This window comes from Bombilactobacillus sp. ESL1202 (assembly GCF_058107125.1).
This window is the reverse complement of the sequence record NZ_CM176590.1, coordinates 760,243-785,741: the sequence shown is the minus strand read 5'-3', so window position 1 is coordinate 785,741 and position 25,499 is coordinate 760,243. Positions and strand designations below refer to the sequence as shown.

Sequence of the window (25,499 nt, the reverse complement as noted above, 5' to 3'; positions counted from 1 at the left end):
CAAAAAGTGAATTTTTTTAATCAATTGGTTCCGTTTTTTTATTCTCAAACGTTAGTAATAGTGTAGCAAGTCAATGTTGGCCAACTAAATTGCTATGAAAACTAAGGAGGATGTAAGGATGGCAGTAACTAGAAATTGGCAAGATAGTAATGTGAGTTTTAATTTTTTACAAGGGGATCAGACTTTTAAGCAGAGCTTAAATAACATTGTTGAACAACCAAGTGATGAGCAAATGTTGGCTGTCGGTCAAGCTTTAGCAGCCTTGAGTGATGGTGCGCAGTTGAGTCAAATTGATTTAACGTCTCATTCACAAATTAATTTAAATTCTAAACTTGAGGGGGCTATTATCTAATGAAAGTTTTAAAAATGAATTTTACCAGTGCTGCAGGCAAGAATGTGTCCTTGACTTTCAAAAATGCTGCTGATAATTTAAGTGCACAGGTTGTTTTGTTACAAATGCAAAAGATTGCACAAGCGCAATTATGTACTAAAGATGGGGTTGATTTGTATCATCAACCTACCACAGCTAAGTATGTTGAAACAATTGAAACGTCATTATTTTAAGGATGCCGGTTTGATTAGCTAGTATTAGGAGACTGGGACAAGAAATTAATATTCGTATCATTGATATAGAATACGAGTGTTAATCTGATTGTCCCAGTCTTTTTCGTGGTTAAATTTTTAATTTTCGACAAATGTGAGTATAATGAAAAGAACTATATTTAAATTACGATAAGAGGGAAGTTATTGAATGGACTTATATTTACCATTATGGGAAATTATTATGCGTTTACTATTATCCGTTCTTTGCGCCGGTTTGATTGGCTATAATCGGCAACAGAAAAATCATTCGGCTGGTGTTAGAACGCATATTTTAGTTTGCGTAGGAGCCTGCATCATTGCCATGATGCAAAAAGAAATTGGTTTTAATGCTCTCAATATGGCTGCCAAATATCCACATTATGCTGGCGTCTTACGAGCTGATGATGCGCGTTTAATTGCACAAGTTGTTAGTGGTGTTGGTTTTTTGGGCGCGGGTACGATTTTGGTTCAACATCATGTAGTTCGAGGCTTAACAACGGCAGCGAGTTTATGGACAGTGGCTGGTTTAGGCTTGGCTATTGGGATGGGCAATTATGACATTGCTGTTTCTGGAACGATTGTGGTCTTTATTGTTTTAAGTTTCTTAAAGCGGGTGTTACACATTACACCGGTTAAAAAAATTATGGTTGAATATCGTCATAAAAAAGAGACGAAAGAATTTATTCAAGACTATTTTAATCAACATAATATTACGGTTCGTGATGTTAATTTTAACGTCAGTCAATCGGATATCAATGAGCGAGTTTATACTAATATTTACGAGATTGAAATCCCTAATAAGATGAATTATTCTGATATTATTGAAGATATTTCGATGAATTCTAATGTAATGTCAATTAAAATGATTAGCGTTTAATAAAAAATGATAAATCTTTAACTGGAACTTTGGGAAAGTGACAGTTATAGTAATTATAGGGGATGTAGTTAAATTTATTGAAATCTGGTTTTGTATCCAGTCAATTTAATTAACAGTTCTTTTGGTGGTTGGTTGGTAAAAAGGTGTTTTGTGAACTGATCTTAGTAAAAAGGCGAAAGTTGATTGATTTAATGATGACATTAAAATCCTAATTAGCTTTCCAGTCTGAACTAGCAGGATTAGTTTTTTAAATAAGGGGATCATTAAATCAATGAGAACACAGGATCGGCGTGTTGAATACACTAAAAAAGCAATTGAAAAAGCACTAATTGAATTATTACAGCATAGTGATTTGATGACAATTACTGTTAAAAAATTGTGTGAAAAGGCTGGCATTAATCGGTCAACTTTTTACATATACTATCGCAATACTAGTGAAGTCTTAGAAGCCATGGAACAGGAAATGATTGCCGTCATTGATAGTTTTGTGCAAAATCAGCTAATTGATAGTAAGGGTAATTCTTTTACTATGTACGACTATTATGTTCGCTTCTTTAATTATGTTCAAAATTATCCTAAGCGAATTAAAATTTTGATCAATTCTAGTGTTTCCGAAAAGTTTGAACAAGATTTGGCTCGGCTGGCCAATCAAATTAGTAGTCTGCAAGGCAATGCCCTGAGTAATTTTCAAGCAACGTATATTATTTTTGGCACTTTAGCAGCTGTTAAAATGTGGTTTAAAGAGGATATGCAAACGTCAGTCGAACAAATTAGCAAAGAGCTAGCACAACTGAGTCAAGGATGAAAAAAAGGTCATTAAAGATAATAAATTCCAATTTATTTTCATAATTTGATTAAAAAATAGTTAATAAAATATGTATTTTTACATTTTTGCATTTTTTAGAATTTGGATTTCTAATTTATTTATGCTAATGTAATATACATATTTTTTTGTGTCTAATTTTGTAATTAATAAATTATTTAAAACACACAAAAAGGCGTTTTCAGTGTAATTTAACTGGTAAAAATGATTTGGTCAAAGCAAATTGTGATTTTTAATTGGGAGATTTAATTAATGAATAAAAAGAAAATTTTAGCGACAATGGGTGTTAGTCTATTTTCATCAACGTTGTGGTTGACTACGAATAAAACCAATGCTCAAGCTGATGATAGTCAAGAACCATATCAATCTGACCAAGTTGATTCTGATGCGTCAGTTTCTGTAGATCAAGTAACTAATGCCTTAAATAATGGTCAATTAGCAGCTAAAAATGCTTTAAATTTGAATGTCAATGCTGCTCAAAATCAAATTAAGACTCTGAATTTAACACCAGCGCAAACAACTAGTTTAAATCAACAGCTCCAAACAATTAATGATCAGTTTAGTACGCAAATTGATCAAGCCCAATCCCTGACTGACTTAACTCAGATTCAAGCGACGGCCAAAGCGCAAAGTCAAACTGTTGTACAACAGGCAACTAGTTTACAATCTTCTAATGTGCAACCGACGACAAATAGCGCTGTGGTTAATAATGATACCTCAGCTAATAAAAACCAATCAGCTACTCCAAGCACTGTAGCTGAGAAGCCTAGTGGTCAATTAAGTAGCGATCAAACTAGTGTTAATAACCCACAAACGACTCCCCGGCCAGTGGCTGAAAATTCAACTACTAATACTACTGCACCGCAAGTTAGCAATTACGCCTTATCACCGGAGAATGGTTTAGTGGTTGATGATAATGGTGTGGTTCATGTGCAAAATGAACACCAATTTTTAGTGGCGCTTAATTCCAATAATGCGAATGGCAGACTAAATAATAGTGATGCGATTCACACCATTATTTTGGATAATAATATTGCTATCTTATCGCGGAGTGCAACTGATATTAATGTCGAAGATGGTCGAGAAATTACGATTAAATCGGCGGAAGGCCAGCGTTATTACCTCGATATGCGGGGCAATCGGATTGTAACAAGTGGCAATATCACTTTTCAAAATCTCGATATTTATGGTGCAACTTATTGGGGGGTTGTTAATCCTAGTGGAACACCAACGATTACCTTTGATAATATCTCATATACGGGTGCTCAAATGATCCATGCTTCCAATGGACAAAAGGTTATCATCAAAGGCAATGTGACGGCCGCTTCTGTAGCACACTATACTAGTCCTTACGATAATAGTACGATTACGCCCATTGATGATTATCAACAGGTAATTGAAATTAGTGGTTCTGGTAGCGTTGATTTTACCGCTGGTTCAACTTTCACGGGAACGACTTATAAAGATGACGTAATTGATATTGAAGGTTCAGGAACGGTTACGCTAGAGAAAAATGCGACCGTTAATTTGAATCCCCATAGCCACGGAAATAGTGCTCAAAATAGTAGTAATGTTGCTGGACTTCTTATTAATGGATCTGGAACCATTGATGCTAAAGAAGGTTCAGTTTTAAATATTAATGTGGTGGGTGAAGATGCTCGTGATACGGCACAAGCAATTAACATCGGTTCAGGTTCCACCGTTAATTTAGAAGCTGGAGCAACAGTTAAAATCAAGAGTAATGGTGCGATTTATCAAAATTTAGTTAATATTGGTGGTAACTTAAACATTGCTAATACCGCTGATTTTGAAATCATGGGTCAAGAAATGGCGGACTTTAATGGCTCAATTGTTAATATTAATAGTGGAACTATTCAAGTGAACGGTGGAACTTTCAAAGTTCAAGTTGACGGTACGGGTGCCATGACTTTATTAAACATTGCCGGTGCGCACGTTAATATTGATAATCCGCAAGATTTTGTTTTAGATCCAACCACTAATTCGAGTGCCTGGTTAATTAGTAATGGTAAATTCACTTTAAATGATGTGAAATATGTTTTTAGTGATGGACAGCAATCAGGACCATTGGATAAATTAGATTTAAGCATTAGTTCTAATACGATTGGTAATATTAATGATCCCGAACAAGCTAGCGCTGTTAGTGATATTGTTGGTGAAAATTATGCTAGTGAGCAACAAGTGGCTAATAGTTTAAGCAATCAAAATTTGACTGGTTCGAAGTTGGAATTTAAATCGGCCGGACCATATGTTGATGTGGATCGGGTCAGCATTGATCCTGACAAAACTGTTGTTTTTGGTCATGCTAATAATGCTAATGCCTACGTTTATGTTGTGATTAAGCATTCTAATGGATTAACCACACCAATGCCGGGAACTTTAAATGTTAATGATAAATATTGGCGTGATGGTTCGCAAAAATATGTCGCTCAAACAGATGCCAACGGTAACTTTACTTTTAACCTACCAGCAGGATTATTACAACCAGGTGATCATTTAGAATTAGCTGCTGATAAAGATTTTGTTGATAGTTTGGCTCCTTTTGATTTTGATCCCGAGCAAGGAGCTTTCGATGCTGCCCAATTACAAGATAGTAAAACTGCTGCTATTAAAGCTTTAACAACAGCACAGGCAGCAGCTCATGACAAAATTAATACTTCTAATTTGACTGATACCCAAAAAAAAGCAGCAATTGCTGCCGTTGATCAAGCTTATACTGTTGCTAAAAATAATGTCAATATCGCTAGTTCTGATGATGAGATTACAACGGCGCAAACTAATGGTGTCACAGCTATTAATCAGGCAGCAGCTAGTGCAGTTAGTGAAGGAGTCTTGACTAATTTACGGGCAGCGGCCAAAACTGCTTTAGATAAAGAATTAACAAACACTACTGCTGCTATTGATAATTTAAAGAACTTAACCACTGATCAGAAAAAGGACTTCAAAGATCAAGCCCAGAAAGCCCACGATGACGCAATTGATGCTGTCAATGGTGGTCAGAACCAAACGCAAATTGATACGGCTCAAAAGACAGGAATTAATAATATTGATGCAGTACTAAGTTCTGCTAATGCTGATGATTTGGAAGCTTTTAAAAATCAGGCGATTGCTAATTTAAATCAGACAAAATTGGCAGCTCACGATAAGATCAATAAGTCTAAATTGACAACTGCTCAAAAAGCTACTGCCAATACTCAAGTTGATGAACTTTTTAACACTGATAGTAGTAATATTAGTCAAGCCCCAAATTTAGCCAATGCCACAACGGTTTATAATGATGGGACGACTGCCATCAATAATGCTGCGGATAAAGCTATTCAAACTGGTGAGTTAAAAAATGCGCAGGACAGTGCCAAACAAGCTTTGGATGAAGAATTAACGACCACTAATACTCAAATTGACGGCTTGAAAAATCTGACCACAGAACAAAAAACCACTTTAAAGAATCAAGCAAAAAAATCTCATGATAATTCTCTTACTTTAATTAATCAAGCAACTGCGGCGATTAATGTTGTGGCGATTAAAACTGATGGTCTAAAAGAAATTGATGGTTTTGGCAGTTTAGCTAGTGCTCAAGATGCTGCTGAAAAAGCGTTAGCTGACGAGTTAACCAAGATTGATAATTCAATTGATGGTTTAAATAATTTAACTGCTGACCAGAAAAAGAGTTTGAAAAATCAAGCGCAAAAAGCACATGATGATGCTGTAACAAATGTGAATACGGCTACTTCAGTCACTGGTGTGACAACTGCTAAAACAACGGGAATTACTGACATTGATGCAGTTTTGACGACTGGACAAACTAGTGATAGTAATGCTTTAAGTACGGCGCAAAGTTCAGCCATTAAAGAATTAGAGAACGCACAAACTGCCGCTAATAGTAAAATTGATAGTTCAGATTTAACGGCTGATCAAAAAGCAGCGGCCAAAACGGCAGTTGACGAAGCTTTTGGTAAAGCTAAGACTGCAGTTAATCAAGCAACTAGTTTAGATGATGTGAACAAAGCCCAAACTGCGGGTGTTGCAACAATTAATGATACTGCGGACAAAGCAATTGTGGCGGATGAATTATTGAATGCGCAACAGGCGGCTAAGCAAGCTTTGGATAACGAGTTAACCAAGGTTAATAATGCCATTGATGCTTTAAAGAATTTAACAACTGACCAAAAGAAAAGCTTTAAAGATCAAGCGCAAAAAGCACATGATGATGCTGTAACAAATGTGAATACGGCTACTTCAGTCACTGGTGTGACAACTGCAAAGACCACAGGGATTGCCAATATTGATGCGGCTTTGGCAACTGGTCAAACTGATAATAGTAATGCTTTAAGTGCGGCGCAAACTTCGGCGATTAAAGAATTAGAGAAAGCCCAAACTGCCGCTAATAGTAAAATTGATAGTTCAGATTTAACGGCTGATCAAAAAGCAGCGGCCAAAACGGCAGTTAACGAAGCTTTTGGTAAAGCTAAGACTGCAGTTAATCAAGCAACTAGTTTAGATGATGTGAACAAAGCCCAAACAGTGGGAGTAGCGGCAATTAATGATACTGCGGACAAAACAATTGCTGCAGATGAATTGTTAAATGCGCAACAAGCAGCTAAGCAAGCTTTGGATAACGAGTTAACCAAGGTTAATAATGCCATTGATGCTTTAAAGAATTTAACTGCTGACCAGAAGAAGAGTTTGCAAGATCAAGCGCAAAAAGCGCATGATGATGCTGTAACAAATGTGAATACCGCTACGACAGTCGCTGCTGTGACAACTGCTAAAACAACGGGAATTACTGACATTGATGCAGTTTTGACGACTGGACAAACTAGTGATAGTAATGCTTTAAGTACGGCACAAAGTTCAGCCATTAAAGAATTAGAGAATGCACAAACTGCCGCTAATAGTAAAATTGACCAATCTGCTTTAACGGATGATCAAAAAACGGCGGCCAAAACGGCAGTTGACGAAGCTTTTGGTAAAGCTGAGACTGCCGTTAATCAAGCAACTAGTTTAGATGGTGTGAACAAAGCCCAAACAGCGGGTGTTGCGGCAATTAATGATACTGCGGACAAAGCAATTGCTGCAGATGAATTGTTGAATGCGCAACAAGCAGCCAAACAAGCTTTGGATAACGAGTTAACCAAGGTTAAGAATGCCATTGATGCTTTAAAGAATTTAACTGCTGACCAGAAGAAGAGTTTGCAAGATCAAGCGCAACAAGCGCATGATGATGCTGTAACAAATGTGAATACCGCTACGACAGTCGCTGATGTGACAACTGCTAAAACAACGGGAATTACTGACATTGATGGAGTTTTGACGACAGGGCAAGCGAATGACAGTAGTGCCTTAAGTACGGCACAAAGTTCAGCCATTAAAGAATTAGAGAATGCACAAACTGCCGCTAATAGTAAAATTGACCAATCTGCTTTAACGGATGATCAAAAAACGGCGGCCAAAACGGCAGTTGACGAAGCTTTCGGTAAAGCTGAGACTGCAGTTAACCAAGCAACTAGTTTAGATGGTGTGAACAAAGCCCAAACAGCGGGTGTTGCGGCAATTAATGATACTGCGGACAAAGCAATTGTGGCGGATGAATTGTTAAATGCGCAACAGGCGGCTAAGCAAGCTTTAGATAACGAGTTAGCCAAGATTGAAAACGCCATTGATGCTTTAAAGAATTTAACAACTGAGCAAAAGAATAGTTTGAAAGATCAAGCGCAAAAAGCGCACGATGATGCTGTAACAAATGTGAACACGGCTACGGCAGTCACAGACGTGACAACTGCTAAAACAACGGGAATTACTGACATTGATGGAGTTTTGACGACAGGGCAAGCGAATGACAGTAGTGCCTTAAGTGCGGCGCAAAGTTCGGCGATTAAAGAATTAGAGAATGCACAAACTGCCGCTAATAGTAAAATTGATCAATCTGCTTTAACGACCGATCAAAAAGCAGCGGCCAAAACTGCAATTGGCCAAGCTTTTGCTGCTGCGCAGACTGCCGTTAATCAAGCAACTAGTTTAGCCGATGTGGCACAAGCGCAGAATGATGGCGTAAGTGCGATCAATGATACTGCGGCTAAAACAATTGCCGCAGATGAATTGATGAACGCTAAAGATCAAGCTCACCAGGCATTGGATGCAAAATTAAAGAATGTCAATGAACAAATTGAGCAATTAAGTCATTTAACAACTCAACAAAAAAATGATTTAAAGAAGCAAACACAAAAAGCGCATGATGATGCGATTAACGCTGTAGATCAAGTAACTGATTTATCTAATGTTCAAGTTCAGCAAGCAACGGGCGTTAACAATATTGATAATGTTTTAAATATTGCTAAGGGTGATGAAACTACTGCTGAATTAAATAGTGCTAAAACTGATAATCTTCAAGCACTAACGAATGAAAAGGATAAAGCCAATAATAAAATTGATAGTTCAGATTTAACTGCTGAGCAAAAGACGGCGGCTAAAGCTGCAATAGATAAAGTCTTTGTTGCTGCTCAGAATGCAGTCAACCAAGCAACTAGTTTAGCCGATGTGGCACAAGCGCAGAATGATGGTGTAATTGCGATTAATGATACTGCCGATAAGACAATTGCGGCGGATGAATTATTGAATGCAAAACAAGCAGCCAAGCAGGCTTTAGCTGATGAGTTAACTAAGATTGATAACGCCATTGATGCTTTAAAGAACTTAACTGCTGATCAAAAGACAGTTTTAAAGAAGCAAGCGCAAAAAGCCCATGATGATGCCGTTAACAATGTTACTGCAGCTAACACGATGGCTGATGTGACAACTGCTAAAACAACGGGAATTACTGACATTGATGCAGTGTTGACGACTAGTCAAACTAGCGATAATAATGCTTTAAGTGCGGCGCAAAGCTCAGCGATTAAAGAATTAGAGAATGCGCAGACTGCCGCTAACAGTAAGATTGATAGTTCAGATTTAACTGCTGACCAAAAAACAGCCGCGAAAGAACAAATTAACCAGATCTTTACGAGTGCTAAAGATCAAGTTAATCAAGCAAATGATTTAACTGCTGTTCAAAAACTGAACCAAGCTGGTGTGAACGCAATTGATGCTGCAGCTGATGTTACCATTTTGTCTGATGAACTAGCTAATTCTAAAGCTGCTGTCAAGCAAGTTTTGGATGACGAATTAGCTGAAGTTGATAGTGAAATTGACTCCTTAAAGAATTTAACTGCTGATCAAAAGACAGCTTTAAAGAAGCAAGCGCAAAAAGCGCATGATGATGCCATTAAAGATATGAATGCTGCCACCACAGTCGCTGATGTGATCACCGCTCAGACCACAGGGATTGCTAACATTGATGCGGCTTTAACGACAGGGCAAGCGAATGACAGTAGTGCCTTAAGTGCCGCGCAAACTGCAGCGATTAATGATTTAGAGACCGCACAAACTGCAGCAGACAGTAAAATTAATAATTCAGATTTAACTGCTGATCAAAAAACAGCCGCTAAAGAACAAATTAACCAGATCTTTACGAGTGCTAAAGAGCGAGTTAATCAGGCAACTGATTTAACCGCCGTTCAAAAACTGAACCAAGCTGGTGTGAATGCAATTGGTGCTGCAGCTGATGTTACCATTTTGTCTGATGAACTAGCTAATTCTAAAGCTAATGCTGAGCAGGCTTTAAATGATGAATTAGCCAAGGTTGATAATTCGATTGATGGTTTTAAGAACTTAACTGCCGATCAAAAGACAGCTTTAAAAAAGCAAGCGCAAAAAGCCCATGATGATGCTGTTAAAGATGTGACTGCTGCTAACACAGTAAATGATGTGACCACCGCTAAGACAGCAGGAATTACTGACATTGATGCAGTTTTGACGAATGGTCAAATTAGTGATAATAATGCTTTAAGTGCGGTCCAAACTTCAGCGATTAATGATTTAAAGGATGCGCAAACAGCCGCTAATAGTAAAATTGATAGTTCAGATTTAACTGCTGACCAAAAAACAGCCGCTAAAGAACAAATTAACCAGATCTTTACGAGTGCTAAAGATCAAGTTAATCAAGCAACTGATTTAACCGCCGTTCAAAAACTGAACCAAGCTGGTGTGAACGCAATTGATGCTGCAGTTAATGTTACTATTTTGTCTGATGAACTAGCCAATGCTAAAGCTAATGCTGAGCAGGCTTTGTCTGACGAATTAGCCAAGGTTGATAATTCGATTGATGGTTTACAAAATTTAACTGCTGATCAAAAGACAGCCTTAAAGAAGCAAGCGCAACAAGCCCACGATGATGCTGTTAAAGATGTGACTGCTGCTAACACAGTAAATGATGTGACCACCGCTAAGACAACGGGAATTACTGACATTGATGCAGCTTTGACGACTGGACAAACGAACGACAGTAGTGCCGTAAGTGCGGCGCAAACTTCGGCGATTAAAGATTTAGAAAACGCGCAAACAGCCGCTAATAGCAAAATTGATAGTTCAGATTTAACTGCTGACCAAAAAACAGCCGCCAAAGAACAAATTAACCAGGTCTTCATGAGTGCTAAAGACAAGGTTAATCAAGCAAAGGATTTAACCACTGTTCAAAAACTCAACCAAGCTGGTGTGAATGCGATTGGTGCTGCAGCTGATGTTACTATTTTATCCGATGAACTAGCTAATTCTAAAGCTGCTGCCAAGCAAGTTTTGGATGACGAATTAGTCAAGATTAATAACGCAATTGATGATTTTAAGAACTTAACTACTGATCAAAAGACAGCCTTAAAGAAGCAAGCCCAACAAGCCCATGATGACGCCGCCAAGCAAGTTAATCAGGCGCAAGATTTAGTTGCAGTTACTACTAATAAAGCTTCAGGCATTGAGCAAATTGATCAAGTTTTAGAAACAGCCGATAGTAATGATGCTTATGCTTTAAACCAAGCGCAAACTGCGGCAATTAATGAGTTACTAGCTGCTCAAAATAAAGCTAATCAACAAATTGATCAAACTTCAGGTTTGACTCCAGATCAAAAACAAGCCGCTAAAGATCAAGTAAATGAAGCTTTTGTAGGAGCTAAAAATCAAGTTAACCAAGCCACTAATCCGACTGCCATTAAGCAAGCGCAAACTGCTGGCGTAACAACGATTGAGCATACAGCTCAATCGGTGATTACCGCTGACTTATTAATTAATGCGAAAGCTCAAGCACAACAAGCTTTGGATGATGAATTAAGTCAAGTTGATCAAAAGATTGATGACTTAAGTAATTTGACACCAAGTCAAAAACAAACTTTGAAAAAACAAGCTCAATCAGCTCATGACCAAGCTATTAATCAACTTGACCAAGCTCAAAATCCAAGTGAAGTGACAGCAATTCAAACGACGGGAATTAAAAACATCGATCAGGTTTTAACAACTGCGCAAACAAATGATGCTCAGGTGTTGTCAACTGCTAAATCCAATGCTAAACATAAACTTCAAGCAACCCTAAATGCAGTTGATCAAGCATTTGATGCCATGAATATAACTACTAAGCAAAAATTGTCATTGAAGCAACAAGCTCAACAAGATTATGACCAAGCTTTGAATCAGATTGATCAAGCTAATACAATTAGTGCGGCTAATGCTGCGCAAACAGCGGGCACGAATGTTTTAGATAGTTTATTAGCCAAAAATACTAATCATAATTTACAACAGGCTCAAGCAGATGCCTTGGCTGCTTTGAAGAATGCTTTAGCTAATACTAATCAACTGATCAATGCTATGAATGTGGATGATGCTACAAAACAAGTTCTTTTGGGGCAAGCTCAGTCCGCATATACTGCAGCTAAGGACCAAGTAACTAAAGCCCAATCTTCAGCAGCTGTTCATGATGTTAGCGATCAGGGGATTAAAAATATTCATGCCGTCACTGTGCAAAATGTTGCCAGTGATGTTGAGCAAGCAAAAACTGATGCTAATAAAGCTTTGGATCAGGCTTTATCGAAAGCTAAAGCGCAAATTAATCAATTGAGTATTTCTCAATCTAAGAAAGAACAATTGAAGCAACAATTAACTACTAGTTATACTGCTGCGCAAAAACAGATTAATGAGAGTCAAACCAGTACTGGTGCAGCGTTAGATGGAATTGCGGGCATTGAAGAATTTAATTCATTGTTACGGGCGATGATTAGTGAAAATCAAACGCCAGTAGTCACTTTGCCGGATGTTTCTAATCATGATAATCAACTCCCCGTAGCAACTCCGGGTGTGGTGACAATTAATTCCAATGATAATCCTGGTTTTGTTCATCTTTATGATCAAAATGGTCAGCTCATTGACCGCGTGGTCAATGATGGTACAGCTTGGAAGACTGATCACCAAGTAATGATTAATGGTGAATTGTATTATCATGTTGGTACTAATGAATATGTGAAGGCTAGTGATGTTAGTTTTGCGACAAATGCTCAGACACAAAAAGTTGATGGTGTACTAACGGTTCGTAATAACACCAATGGTTTTGTTCCTGTCTATAATGCCCAGGGACAAGTAGTTGCTAATCGACAATTAGCTGCTGGTACTAAGTGGTTGACTAATGGTCGGCAACAGTTGATTAATGGTCAAGTTTACTATCAAGTGGCTCCGAATGAATATTTGGCAGAAAGTGATATTAATTGGACACCACAGGCCATGGTTATTAATCGCAAGGTTGGTGCTTTAACAATTAATCAAGCCAGCATTAAAGTCTACGTTTATGATGCTACGCAAAGTTTGATGGTGCAATCGAATATTTTGTTGACTAACGATAATCCGTGGCGTTATGATCGCCAATTGATTGTTAACGGTCATGTTTATTATCGTGTTGCTGCCAACGAATGGGTTGCTGCTAAATACGTTTTAAGTGATTAATAATTTAGTTTAGGATAAAATCTTTCTTCAAATACAAAAGGCAATGCAATCTTGAATTCTTTCTTGATTGGATTGCTTTTTTTTCGCTGGCAGTATTGGTTGATGGAACAGAGGCTAAGAATTGAGGACTAGATATTTTTTATTAAAAAATCAATTAATTTAAATTAAACAGATTAAAAAAGTAGCGATTGTCCCAACAATCACTACTTTTTTGTTGCTTTAAAGTTATGAGATGATAAAAAAAGTCCTAATTATTGTTGTTTTTCTTTGAACATAATTATATTTAGGTATAAAATTAAGTGGGAAAATAAGTTAAACAGTAATTTTTATTACGTTTAATTACATAGAGAGGGGAGATAATTATTAATTAGAAAAATAATTTATTTGAAAATTAATAATTAGGAGAATAGATATAATATGAAAAAAAAGAAATTATTGATGACTTTAGGCGTTACATTATTTTCATCAACATTGTGGTTAAGTAATAATAAAACTAACGCGGCAGCTGATAGTGTGAATGATTCTAAAACCGCTGATCAAGTTAATACTGCAACAGACGTAAATAATTCAACAACTGAGAGTGATTTAGCAGCTGGGAAAGTGGCAGCTAATAGTTCACTACAATTAAATCTTCAAAGTGCTAATAGTCAAATTGCGGATTTGCATTTAACAACTGCACAATTAACGCCACTACAACAAAAATTACAAGCAATTAATACGCAATTTAGTGGCCAACTCAATCAAGCTCAAGCTAATGCTGATTTGACTAACATTCAAAATACAGCTAAGGCACAAATTCAAACAGTAGTTCAACAGGCTAATAATCTAGCAACTACTGCTAAGAGTAATGTTAATCGTTCCGTAGATGATAATAATCAACAGGTAACTGATGATACTAGTCAAGCAGCGACTGTTAATAACGATAATTCAACTGAACAAGCTTCTTCAGATAACCAAACCAATCCGGATAATGACACTAATATTACCGCTGATCAAGTAACTAATAATCAACAACCAGCCAAACCCACTGCTCCAGTTAATAATACGGTGGCTACTGCTGCAACTGAGCAACCACATATTGTTAATAACTCTTTAGTTATTAATGGTGATGAAGCTGAGGTTGATAACGCTGATGATTTTTATAATGTAATTACTAGTTCTGATTATGCAAATATTCATACTGTAATTTTGACGAGTGATATTGCTATATCTAATAGATCTGGGGACATTAATACTAATAAGGATTTAGTGATTAAGTCAGCTGACGGTAAGAGATTTAAATTAGACTTACGACAAAATCGTATTGTTACTGGCAAGAAATTGACTATTGCAAATCTTGATACATGGGGTTCTACCTTCTGGGGATTAGTAAATCCCAAAGATAAGGCTGAAATTACCTTTGATAATATCACGTATACTGGTGCTCAGATGATTCATACCAATGGTGCCCAAAAACTCTATATTAAAGGAACCGTTATAGGTAATTCTGTTACTTCATATCAGTCCCCGATTGATGGAGCTATCCAAAATAGTGATAGTGGGTCTCAACAAGTTATTGAAATGACTGGTAATGATGGCTCTGTAGAATTTGAGTCTGGTTCTCATTTTACAGGAACTACGACTCGGGAAAACGTCATTATTATTCAAGGTAAAGGTCAAGTTACTTTAGATGAAGGAGCTGTCGTTAATCTTAATCCTTACGGTGGTAATAATAGTAGTACTGAAGACGGAGGCGGTTATCCGGTTGGACTTAAAATTGGTGGCTCTGGGACAGTTACTTTAAATCCTAACGCAACCTTGAATATTAATATTGATAGTAAGAATAGTACTGGTAGTACTCAAGCAATTTATTTAGGTAGTGGTTCTACTTTAGATGTTCAGACTGGTGCGAAAGTATTAATTACAACTGGCGGCACCATTAGTAACGGTTGGGGAAAAGATGGAGCCATCCAAGTTGCGGGAACCTTAAACATTGGTGATGGTGCCGATTTTGAAATTATTGGTACTGATATGGGAACGTATAATGGATCCATAGTCAATATTAATAGTGGTGCTATTAATGTTACTGGTGGTACTTTTAAAGTGGCTGTTGACGGCACAGGTGCGATGACTTTGCTTAATATTTCAGGAGCAAAAGTTAATATTGATAACCCTAAGGATTTTGTTTTAGATCCAACCACTAACGCTAATGCTAAATTAATTAATGATAGTACTTTAACATTAAACGATATTAAATATATTGGTGCCGACAATGTCACGTCTGGTTCATTAGACAAGTTAGTGTTAACAGTTAGTGGTAATAAAATTAATACGATTAATGATCCAAGTGATGCTAGTGCAGCTAGTGATCTGGTAGGTGAAACTTATGCAGACGAACAAGCAGTCTATAATCAGTTAAACCAAAAAGATTTAACTGGCCAACGTTTAGAATTCGTTTCTGCTGGACCATTTATTAATGTTGACCAAGTAGATATTGATTCTAATAAGAAGCATATTACTGGTCATGTTAGTTCAACCACACCAGATGTTGATTTAAGCGATGCTTATATCTATGTAGTCGTTAACCACAATAATACTAAGACACCAGTTACTGGTGGAACTATTGCTAGTGATTACTGGCGCGATACAAATAAGTACCTGGCCAAGACTGATGCAGATGGTAACTTCAGTTTTGATTTACCTGATGGAGCTTTACAACCTGGTGATACATTAACCTTTACGGCTAACAAGGATTTTGTTGACAGTTTAACACCACTGGATATTGATCCCGAAGTGGCAGTGTTAAATGGAGCTAGAGATACTGCTAAACAAGCAATTGATGCTGCTGCTACCAATGCCAGAAACGATATTAACAATAGTAATCTCAGTGATGCTGATAAAACTACTGCTTTACAAGCAGTCAGTGAGGCCGTGACTACTGCTAAGGGTAATATTGACGATGCGACAACCACTGATGATATTACGGCGGCTCAAACTGCTGGCACTCTAGCAATTAATAAATTAGCCGTTAAAGCTAAGTTAGATAGTGCTAAGAAGGATGCTTATGATCAATTAACGGCCGCTGGTTTAACCGGGAATGATTTGACGAATGCTGAAAATGATGTCGATACGGCTTACAATACTGCATTAGATCATTATAATGCCGCAGATACGCAAGCTAAACTGGACAGTGTGACGACTACTGATTTACCAAGCATTACTGCAGCGGCTGATACAGCTATTAGTAATCATTTAGATACATTAAAAGCTAATGCAAAACAAGAGATTGAGACAGCGGCAACCGCTGCTAAAAATAACATTGATAGTAGTAGCCTATCACCTGCTGAAAAAACAGCTGCGAAGGACAAGATTGATGATGCTGCTACTACGGCTAAGGACAATGTTGATTCTGCTACTACACCCGCAGATGTTAAAACTAACAAGGAAGATGGCATTTTAGCAATTAATAAAGCAGCTGCTCAAGCTAAGTTAGACAGTGCTAAAGCAGCAGCAGATAAGCAATTAGACGCTTCTGATCTTAAGGGTGACGCTTTAACGAAGGCTAAACAAGCAGTTAGCGATGCCTATAATTCTGCTCAGCAACATTTGACGGATGCTAAAACTACAGCTGCTATTAATGATGTTATCAGTGATGATTTACCAAAAATTACTAAAGCGGCCACTGATGCGCTCACTGCTAATGCGTTGCAAACCGCTAAAACTAATGCCAAACAAGCGATTGCGGCAGCGGCCACAGCAGCTAAAACCAAAATCAGTCAGAACACTAATTTAACACCTGAAGAAATATCAAGTGCGCAATATGCTGTTGATCAAGCAGTGATTGCTGCTAATAACAACATTGATGACGCTCAGACTACTGGAACTGTTGACACTGCTCAAGCCGGTGGTATTTTAGCAATTAATAAACTGGCGGTTCAAGCGCAATTGGATAATGCCAAAGTAGCGGCGGACAAAATGTTAGCAGCTTCTGATCTTAAGGATGCCGCTTTAACGAAGGCTAAACAAACAGTTAGTGACGCTTATATTGCTGCTACCAATCATTTAAAGTCGGCTTCTGATCAAACAGCCGTTGATACAGTGACCAGCACTGATTTACCAAAAATTACTGCAGTGGCCACTGATGCGATTAATACTAATTTGAATAGTCTCAAAGCTACTGCGAATGACAAAATTGATGCAGCTGCCACGGCAGCTGACGCTGCAATTGATGCTGATGGCAATTTAAGTGATTCACAAAAAGCCACTGCCAAAGCTCAAGTAGCTGTTCAAGTTACTAGGGCTAAGCAAGTCATTAATAATGCAAGTAGTGCAACAGCAATTACGACAGCGCAAACTAATGGACAATTAGCAATTAATAAAGTAGCGGCTCAAGCTAAATTAGATGCCGCAAAAACTGCCGCCGAGAATCAATTGACCCAAGCAGGAATTACGGGTGCTGACTTAACTACTGCTAAAACGGCGATTAATTCAGCTTATAATACGGCGCAAAGTCAATTAGATGCGGCCACGACTGTTGACGTGCAAAATCAAGCCGTAAATTCTGGTGTGACTGCCATGAATCAAGCTGTTACGATTGCTAAATTGGCTCAAGCTAAAAAAGCGGCTCAACAAGCTTTACAGGATAAGTTAGATCAAACTAATACAGCAATTGATAAGTTGTCTAATTTAACAGCACAACAAAAGGCAGCTTACAAACAAGATGCGCAAGATGCTTATGATGATGCCTTTGACACGATTAATAATGAAAATAATTTAAATAATATTGTTGGTGAACAGGCTAGTGGTATTCAAGCAATTGATGCTGTCTTAACTAATGCGCAAACGGCTGATCAAAGTATTTTGGACAATAAAAAGACAGCTGCTAAAGAAGCCTTAGATACTGTTCAAAGTAATGATTTGGCAAAAATTAATCAAATGACTTGGCCAGATGATCAAACTAAGCAAGCTGCCATTGCCGCCGTTAATCAAGCTCATGATGATGCTGTTAGTGCTGTCGATTCAGCAACCACTGCTAGCGCTATTACTCAAGCTCAACAAACTGGGATCACGAAGATGAATCAAGTTGTTCAAGCAGCGCAAGATTTAATGGATGATAAAACCAATGCTTTAGCCGCTTTAGCTGATGCCCAAAAGGAAGCTTTGGCTAAAATTGAACGTCTGAATTTAACTGACGACCAAAAGACCGCAGCAAAAGCCGCTGTTAATGATGCTTATTCACAAGCACAACAAGCCGTTAACCAAGCTAGTGATTTGACTGCTGTTTCGGCGGCTCAAGATCGTGGCATTACAGCAATTAATAATGCCGTGGCTGATGCAAATAGTACTGCTGAACAGTTACAAGCGGCCAAGGATTTAGCTCAGGGTCAATTAAGCAGTGCCAAAGATAAAGCTGAAGAACAGATTAAAGCCCACACTAATTTGACGCCTACTCAAATTCAAACAGCGGTTGATCAGGTCGAAGCTGCCTATCAAGCTGCCAAAGGCCAAATTGATCAACAAACAACCATCAATGCTGTTGAATCCGCAAGAGATGATGGTATTGCGGCCATTAATAACGTGGTAACTGATGCGGCTGATCAAGATGAAATGCAAAAGGCTTTGACGGACGCCCAAGATGAATTAACGGCAGCCAAACAAAAAGCGGATGATCAAATTGATCAAGATGCTAATTTAAATTCGGCTCAAAAACAAGCTGCGCATCAGGCTGTGGCTCAAGCTTATACTGATGCTCAAGGTGCTATTGCTCAAAAAACGAATGTTGATGACATTAAAACAGCGCGTGATCAGGGAATCGAAAATATCAATAATGCTGTGATTACTGCCGATAATGAAGCTAAACAATTACACCAAGCACGTGAAGATGCCATTCAAGCTTTAGCAGCAGCTAAGACTAAAGCCAACAATGATATTGACAACAATCCTAATTTATCTAAGAAACAAAAACAAGCTGCGCAAGAACAGGTTGCTAGTGATTATCAATCTGGTTTAGACGCAGTCAATAGTGCTAGTGACATTACGGCAGTGACTGACGCTCAAAATCAATGGGTTGCGCAAATTCAACAAGATGTAACATCTGCTGCTGATGCCGCTAAAGCTTTACAAAGTGCCAAGACTGACGCCATTAAGGAGTTAGAGGCCGCTCAAAAGACTCAAGATCAAGCTATTGATAATTCCAATTTAACTGCTGCGCAAAAACAGGCGGCACATCAAGCAGTGACTAATGCTTATACTGATGGTGTGACAGCCATTAATGGTGCCACTTCCCAGACGGGCGTTAATACTGCTAAAAATGATGCTTTAGATGAGATTAATAGTGCTTTGACGCAAGCTCAACAATCAGCGGCTGATTTACAGCAAGCTAAAAACCAAGCTCAACATGCTTTGGATGAAGCGAAGAATCAGGCTAATCAAGCAATTGAAGATTCTGATTTAACTGATGCCCAAAAGCAAGCAGCCCAAACTGCTATTAGTCAAAAGTACGGTGAAGCTAAGACCGCCATTAAGAACGCAACGACAGCACAAGGGGCACAAACTGCTGAAACGACAGGAGTTCAGAACATTGAACAAGCAGTAACGGATGCTAAACAACAAGCTCAAGACTTAAAAAATGCGCAAACTTCTGCTATTCAAGCTTTAAATCAAGAACAACAAACCGCTGATCAAGAAATTGATAATGATATTAGTTTAAACGCTGATCAAAAAGCAGCCGCCCATCAAGCAGTTAAAACCGCCCATGATCAAGCCGTTACTGCTGTGAATGCAGCCACGACTGTGACTGATGTTAATCAACAAAAGACTACGGGAATTACTAATATTGATGCAGCTGTCACGGCAGCTCATGATCAAGCGGTAGCTTTACAAAATGCCAAAACTGATTCCTTGGCAGATTTGTTAACTGCGAAAAATGATGCTGATGCTGCCATTGATCAGGATGCTAATTTGAATGATCAACAAAAAGCGGATGCTAAACAAGCCATTGATCAAGCTTATAATTCAGGCGTTACGGCGATTAATTCCGCCACGACACCAAGTGAGGTCACAGATGCTGAAAGCCAGGGCGAAACAGATATCGACCGGGCGAAAGAAGCAGCACAAACGAGTGCCAGTGAATTACAGAAAGCCAAGGATAAAGCTTTACTAGATTTATCGAAGGAACGTGCGGCCAAGTATGAGCAAATTAATAACTCCGGTTGGACAGCTCAACAAAAACAAGCTGCCAAGGATGCAGTCAATACGGCCTATCAAGCCGGCGTTAATGCAGTTAATGGCATAACAACGCCAAATGCTGCCACTACCGCTGACAATAATGGTAAAACTGCTATTGATCAAGCTTTCGATCAAGCTCAACAAGAGGTGCAAGCTTTAGCGGATGCTAAGGCAAGTGCCAAAGCAGCTTTAGATCAGGCTAAATTGGCGGCTAACCAAGAAATTAGTGCTGCTAATTTGACACCTGAACAAAAACAAGCTGCCCGCCAAGCTGTTCAAGATGCTTACGATCAAGCTGAGACCCAAGTTGAACAAGCCACGACCACTGAAGATGTTGATCAGGCACGGACTGAGGGGATCAATGCTATGAAAGCAGCAGTGATTACCGCAAATACGAAGGCCAGTGAATTAAGAGCTGATCAACAAGCTGCTTTGACAATTTTGGAACAAACTAAAGACCGGACAGAAGCTGAAATTGCGCAAGCAGATTTAACTGATGCCCAAAAAGCTACCGCCAAGGAGGCAGTAGAAGCAGCTTATCAAACCGCAGTGCAAAAAGTTCAGGCGGCTAATGATTCTCAAACAATCGTTCAAGAACGCAATGATGGCGTGCAGAAAATTCAAGCTGCTTGGTCTGATTTTCAAAATCAAACTTTAGCTCAGGCTCAAAATCAATCCTTGTTAGCTTTACAAAATGCGAAGACTGCCGCTGATGCTGCGATTAATAGTATGAATCTATCTGCTGATCAAAAGCGGACTTTGCATAGTAAAGTTCAAAGTGCTTATGATGCGGCTGCTAACAAGATTAGCCAATCAGAGACGACTGCTGAAGCCAACAAAGCTTCACAAGATGGTGTTCAAGCCATTAACGCTGTAATTACGCAAGCTAATTCCGACCTTGCTTTAGCTGATGCTAAGCAAAATGATTTAACTGCTTTGCAAAATGAACAAACGAGTGCTTTGCAATTAATTAATCAAATGAAGTTGCCGCAGCAACAAAAGAATGACCTTGAACAAAAAGTTCAAGCTGCTTATGATGATGCAGCTGCTAAAATCAATGCTGCTGATTCTAAAGCGACGGCGCAAGCTGCTAGTGCAACCGGGATTACCGCCATTGAACAATTAGTGGATCAGGCTACTAGTGCTGAATTACAACAAGCTCAGTCCGACGCGCAACAAGCTTTGACTAATGCTAAAGATCAAGCCATCCAAGAAATTAATCAGATGAGTTTGACAGATCAACAAAAGCAACATTTTATCAAGCAAGTTAATCAAAAATACGACACTGCTCAACAAAATATTGCAGCGACAACTGATCCGCAGTTAGCTAATGCGGCTGCCTCAGCCGGGATTACTGCAATTAATGGTGTCTTGAATGACGCAGTCTTTCAAGAAAGTTTGGATCAAGCGCAAACTAATGCGATTGCTGCGTTGGAAACGGCTCGACAAAATATGTTAGGCAACATTCAAATTGCTAAAATTCCAAGTTATGCTAAACAAGACTTGTTAAAACGAGTTAACCAAGCTTATGATGATGCTGAAGCTCAAGTTAATACCGCCCATGATAATGGTAATAAGACTGCAATCTTGTCCTCACAAAATCTTGGCGTGGCGAAAATTAATGCTTTACGTGCTGAATTAGCTGCTATGCCTGAAGTTAATATTCCAACTATTCATGAGACTGACGATCCACATACGAAGCCACAACATGAACCAAAACCAATTGTGAATAAACATCAAGTCGGAACGGTAGTAGTCAAGCCTTCTGTAACTGCTGGTTTAGCGCAATTGTATAACGCTGATGGTGAAGCAATTGCTAATCGAGTCGTTGGTGCTTCATCAGCTTGGAAGACAGATTATCAACGGACTTGGATTGATGGTCAAGTCTTTTATCGAGTTGGTGCCAATGAATATTTGCGCGCAAGTGATGTTGACTTTATTGCTGGTGGTACTAATCAACGCGTTGACGGTGTATTAACAGTTAAATCTGGTGCTGCCATTCAGATTTATAATGGTCAAGCTCAAGTAGTACCACAACGGTCGTTAGCTGCTAATACGCAATGGTTGACTAATGGACGCAAGCAATTGATTGATGGCCAAACTTACTACCAAGTAGCACCGAATGAATATGTCAGAAGTTCTGATATTGATTGGACGCCACAAGCTGTGGTTGTTAACGCCCAAGTTGGTACTTTAGCCTTGAAGTCAGCTACAACACAAGTTTATGAATATAACAATGCAGAAAGTTTAATGGTTGAAACGAATACGAATATTACTAATAATAATCAATGGCGTTACGATCGGCAGTTGATTGTTAATGGTCATGTTTATTATCGTGTAGCTGCTAATGAATGGGTCAAAGCGCGTGAAGTTTTGATTGAACAATAATTTTCAATTTTTAGTAGTTACTGGTATCAAAAATAAAAAAGGCTAGAACTAAAGTTCAGCCGCTAAACAAAAACAAGACAATCTTGAATTTTATTTCTTGATAGTCTTGTTTTTTTGAATAAAGCTCGTGAAGTTGCAAGCAACCGCAGCCAATTTAGCGAATGTTAGGAACTAGCTATAAAAACGTGTGCAAAAAGAAATTTCCAATGATTAGCTTTTAGAAGTTGAAGTGCTAACTAGTTTGGTTAATTAAGTATGCTAAGATTGATGTGGTATTTAAAACGTTTGATTGGATGAATTGTAAATGATTGAAGATACAAGAACTTGGTATCATGGAACTTCTACTTTGTTTATTAATTCTTTTGTAAAAGTAAGGATTAATCAAAATGATCCTCATCTTGATTTTGGTCAGGGATTTTATTTAACTGAAGATATAGATCAAGCTAAAAAGTGGGCTAGAAGAAAAAATAAGGTTGTCAATAAAAATAAAAGACAAAAGATAACAAATTATTATCCAATGCTGGTTGTCTGTCAATTAAATATTAAAGCAATTGAAGCTAATTTTGATTTAAAAAATTTCGGTAATAGCTTCACCGAAGACTTAATAAAATATTTAATATTTAACAGACTTGATGGTGGAACTACTAGCGAATTTAAAACATATGATGCTGTTTTTGGAAGAATAGGAGATGGATATGATCTATTCACTTCTTTGGCAAAATATAGACAAGGTGTGTTATCATTTGAACAGGTAAAAGCAGAAATTAGCTACAAGGATTTTCAAACTCAATTGTGTATAAAAAATCAAAAGATTGTTGATTCTAGGCTGTTTAGAATAAAAAATAAAATACCTATTTCAATTAAGTAATGGGGAGGTAAAACAAAACTATTATGAATGATATGGATAGAAGTAAATTGAGGAATGAAGTTATAGAAAATTTAATTCAGCTGGGCGTTTCAGGTAAAGAAGCTAATAACTTACTTGACCGTAATGAAGGAAACTTTAATGATTGGATTGAAGAACGAGCTACAAAAGGGTCTCATTTTATGGCACGTAATTTTGCCTTTGAAATTTTACAAATTGATCGTTTCTTAGCTTTACAGTAAATTTAAGACCAAATCTCTGTAATACTGAATGTTGATTACGCGTGGTGCTAGTTAATTTTTCTCCAAGTATCTACAAATAAATATTGTTCCAATCTACTTTTGAATCCCGCTAAACAACGGGCACGATTATGTTCAATATCAAACATTTGGTTCCATTGAGAAAAGACTGTCTCAATTTTTCTCCGCCGTTTATTCAGTAATCGCTGACTAACTTTATCAGATTTTTGTTTCATATTTTTTCTGACTGGTGTCCAAAAATTAATGCCTTCTTGAGCTAGTGTTTGTTTCAGTTTTTGGCTTAAATAACCCAGATCAGCTAAAACGTTCGGACAAGGATATTGATTTAATAATTCAGGCACCATTTTGATATCATGCAAGTTGGCCGCAGTAATGGTATAAGCAACGACAATACCTTGATCCGTAATTTCAAAACTACCTTTGAAACCATAAGAATGTAATTTCTTGGTGGCATTGTAGCCTTTAGCTGCCAGGTTCTCAAACATTTTGGCACGAAAGTTGCGGGCTGGCTGACAAACAGGCATTGGTAAACTATCAATAATCGTATATTGTGGTTTAACTTTTTGGTTCACGATTCCAGTTCTAATGTATTGAAATAAATCACCACATCTTTGGGTTAGACGATTAAACCGGGATCTTTCTGGTAAATCAAACAAATTTAACAAGCTTAATAAACGATAAAAACTACGTTGATTAGACATCCCAATTTGGACCTGAAAACACATTAAAGCCAGTAATTGTACGTCAGATAGTTTAGCTAAATGAACATTGCGGCTTTTTTGAATAGTAATGGGCACAAACTCTTTATAGAGTGGGGTTAAAATATTAATCCAAACTTGAATTGAAGATTGCAAGCTAGAAGAATCTTGGTTAAACTTAAGGAGGTCTGACATAGCTATCACTTTCTTGTTAGAGGTAACTTAAAGTGTAGCCTAGTCAAGCTTTTTATTTTAACTATTTTTTAACTAGCACCACGCGTGTTGATTATTAATTTTGGTTCTATAATATTGAGTGTTGATGAGTAATTTCATCGGCACTTTTTTTACTGGTTTCAAATTAAAATATGTTTACTTTGTCAGTTTTTTGTAATGAATGAAAGCATTTTTTGAAAATATAGTCTGAAATTATAGTGGAAGTTCAAAATTTGAGCTTCTGCTTATAGCAATAGATTACAAAATAGAATGCTTGTAGTTATATAACTCCTATGATATATTGTTGTTACTATATAAATATAGCATAGTAGTTATGTCGAAAGTAAAAATAATATGTATGAAATAGAAGTCTACGAGGATAAAAAAGGCGATAGTGAAATTGAGGATTGGCTGAATAAACTGAATGATAGCAAACAAAAAGATGATCAGAAAATTCTCAAAAAAATTCGTTATCAACTTAAAATATTGGCTGAATTAGGGCCTGATATTCGGCCGCCGCATTCAAAAGTGCTTAAGGGCTATAAATATCAAATCATGGAGTTAAGGCCACAACCAGAAAGAGTTTTCTATGCCAGTTCTGATGGTGAAAAGTTTGTTTTGTTAAGCCATTACATGAAAAAGCAAAATAAAACAGACAAACGGCAGGTTGAACACGCTATTGATTTATTAGAAGATTGGCTAGAAAGAAAGGAAAAATAGT

The 25,499-nt window shown here is 37.7% G+C and carries 10 protein-coding genes; 9 read left to right on the top strand and 1 reads right to left on the bottom strand.

From position 1 onward, the window contains the following. The first annotated feature begins 118 nt into the window (after nucleotides 1-118). The 8 genes from AC3B7A_RS03505 to AC3B7A_RS03470 all read left to right on the top strand — a co-directional run bounded on the left by AC3B7A_RS03505 (nucleotide 119) and on the right by AC3B7A_RS03470 (nucleotide 23,849). Complete coding sequence (locus AC3B7A_RS03505) at nucleotides 119-352, top strand: DUF1659 domain-containing protein (protein WP_489756344.1); 234 nt, start codon at nucleotides 119-121, stop codon at nucleotides 350-352. Further along, the gene (locus AC3B7A_RS03500) at nucleotides 352-564 is read left to right on the top strand and encodes a DUF2922 domain-containing protein (protein ID WP_489756343.1); all 213 of its coding nucleotides are present in this window, start codon (nucleotides 352-354) and stop codon (nucleotides 562-564) included. The genes AC3B7A_RS03505 and AC3B7A_RS03500 overlap by 1 nt, the downstream gene beginning before the upstream one ends. A 187-nt stretch (nucleotides 565-751) precedes the next feature. Continuing rightward, nucleotides 752-1,459, top strand: coding sequence for an MgtC/SapB family protein (locus AC3B7A_RS03495; protein ID WP_489756342.1), 708 nt, complete (start codon nucleotides 752-754; stop codon nucleotides 1,457-1,459). Nucleotides 1,460-1,730: 271 nt separating this feature from the next. After that, the gene (locus AC3B7A_RS03490; protein ID WP_489756341.1) at nucleotides 1,731-2,264 is read left to right on the top strand and encodes a TetR/AcrR family transcriptional regulator; all 534 of its coding nucleotides are present in this window, start codon (nucleotides 1,731-1,733) and stop codon (nucleotides 2,262-2,264) included. A gap of 270 nt (nucleotides 2,265-2,534) precedes the next feature. After that, nucleotides 2,535-13,148 (top strand): DUF1542 domain-containing protein, encoded by a 10,614-nt coding sequence (locus AC3B7A_RS03485; RefSeq protein WP_489756340.1) that lies wholly within the window; start codon nucleotides 2,535-2,537, stop codon nucleotides 13,146-13,148. A 417-nt stretch (nucleotides 13,149-13,565) separates the two neighbouring features. Beyond that, the gene (locus AC3B7A_RS03480; protein WP_489756339.1) at nucleotides 13,566-22,742 is read left to right on the top strand and encodes a DUF1542 domain-containing protein; all 9,177 of its coding nucleotides are present in this window, start codon (nucleotides 13,566-13,568) and stop codon (nucleotides 22,740-22,742) included. A 304-nt stretch (nucleotides 22,743-23,046) separates the two neighbouring features. Continuing rightward, nucleotides 23,047-23,610 (top strand): DUF3990 domain-containing protein, encoded by a 564-nt coding sequence (locus AC3B7A_RS03475; protein WP_489756338.1) that lies wholly within the window; start codon nucleotides 23,047-23,049, stop codon nucleotides 23,608-23,610. Between the two features lie 32 nt (nucleotides 23,611-23,642). Further along, nucleotides 23,643-23,849 (top strand): hypothetical protein, encoded by a 207-nt coding sequence (locus AC3B7A_RS03470; RefSeq protein ID WP_489756337.1) that lies wholly within the window; start codon nucleotides 23,643-23,645, stop codon nucleotides 23,847-23,849. A 47-nt stretch (nucleotides 23,850-23,896) separates the two neighbouring features. Here the strand turns inward: AC3B7A_RS03470 and AC3B7A_RS03465 are convergent, their stop codons facing one another. Next, nucleotides 23,897-24,760, bottom strand: coding sequence for an IS982 family transposase (locus tag AC3B7A_RS03465; protein ID WP_489756336.1), 864 nt, complete (start codon nucleotides 24,758-24,760; stop codon nucleotides 23,897-23,899). Between the two features lie 372 nt (nucleotides 24,761-25,132). Between AC3B7A_RS03465 and AC3B7A_RS03460 the strand changes: the two genes are divergently transcribed. Next, complete coding sequence (locus AC3B7A_RS03460; protein ID WP_489756335.1) at nucleotides 25,133-25,498, top strand: type II toxin-antitoxin system RelE/ParE family toxin; 366 nt, start codon at nucleotides 25,133-25,135, stop codon at nucleotides 25,496-25,498. Nucleotide 25,499 lies beyond the last annotated feature (1 nt).

Coding starts and splice junctions, on each gene's coding strand:
- AC3B7A_RS03480 (WP_489756339.1), top strand. CDS start 13,566: ATGAAAAAAAAGAAATTATTGATGACTTTAGGCGTTACATTATTTTCA.
- AC3B7A_RS03505 (WP_489756344.1), top strand. CDS start 119: ATGGCAGTAACTAGAAATTGGCAAGATAGTAATGTGAGTTTTAATTTT.
- AC3B7A_RS03490 (WP_489756341.1), top strand. CDS start 1,731: ATGAGAACACAGGATCGGCGTGTTGAATACACTAAAAAAGCAATTGAA.
- AC3B7A_RS03485 (WP_489756340.1), top strand. CDS start 2,535: ATGAATAAAAAGAAAATTTTAGCGACAATGGGTGTTAGTCTATTTTCA.
- AC3B7A_RS03500 (WP_489756343.1), top strand. CDS start 352: ATGAAAGTTTTAAAAATGAATTTTACCAGTGCTGCAGGCAAGAATGTG.
- AC3B7A_RS03470 (WP_489756337.1), top strand. CDS start 23,643: ATGGATAGAAGTAAATTGAGGAATGAAGTTATAGAAAATTTAATTCAG.
- AC3B7A_RS03465 (WP_489756336.1), bottom strand. CDS start 24,760: ATGTCAGACCTCCTTAAGTTTAACCAAGATTCTTCTAGCTTGCAATCT.
- AC3B7A_RS03460 (WP_489756335.1), top strand. CDS start 25,133: ATGTATGAAATAGAAGTCTACGAGGATAAAAAAGGCGATAGTGAAATT.
- AC3B7A_RS03475 (WP_489756338.1), top strand. CDS start 23,047: ATGATTGAAGATACAAGAACTTGGTATCATGGAACTTCTACTTTGTTT.
- AC3B7A_RS03495 (WP_489756342.1), top strand. CDS start 752: ATGGACTTATATTTACCATTATGGGAAATTATTATGCGTTTACTATTA.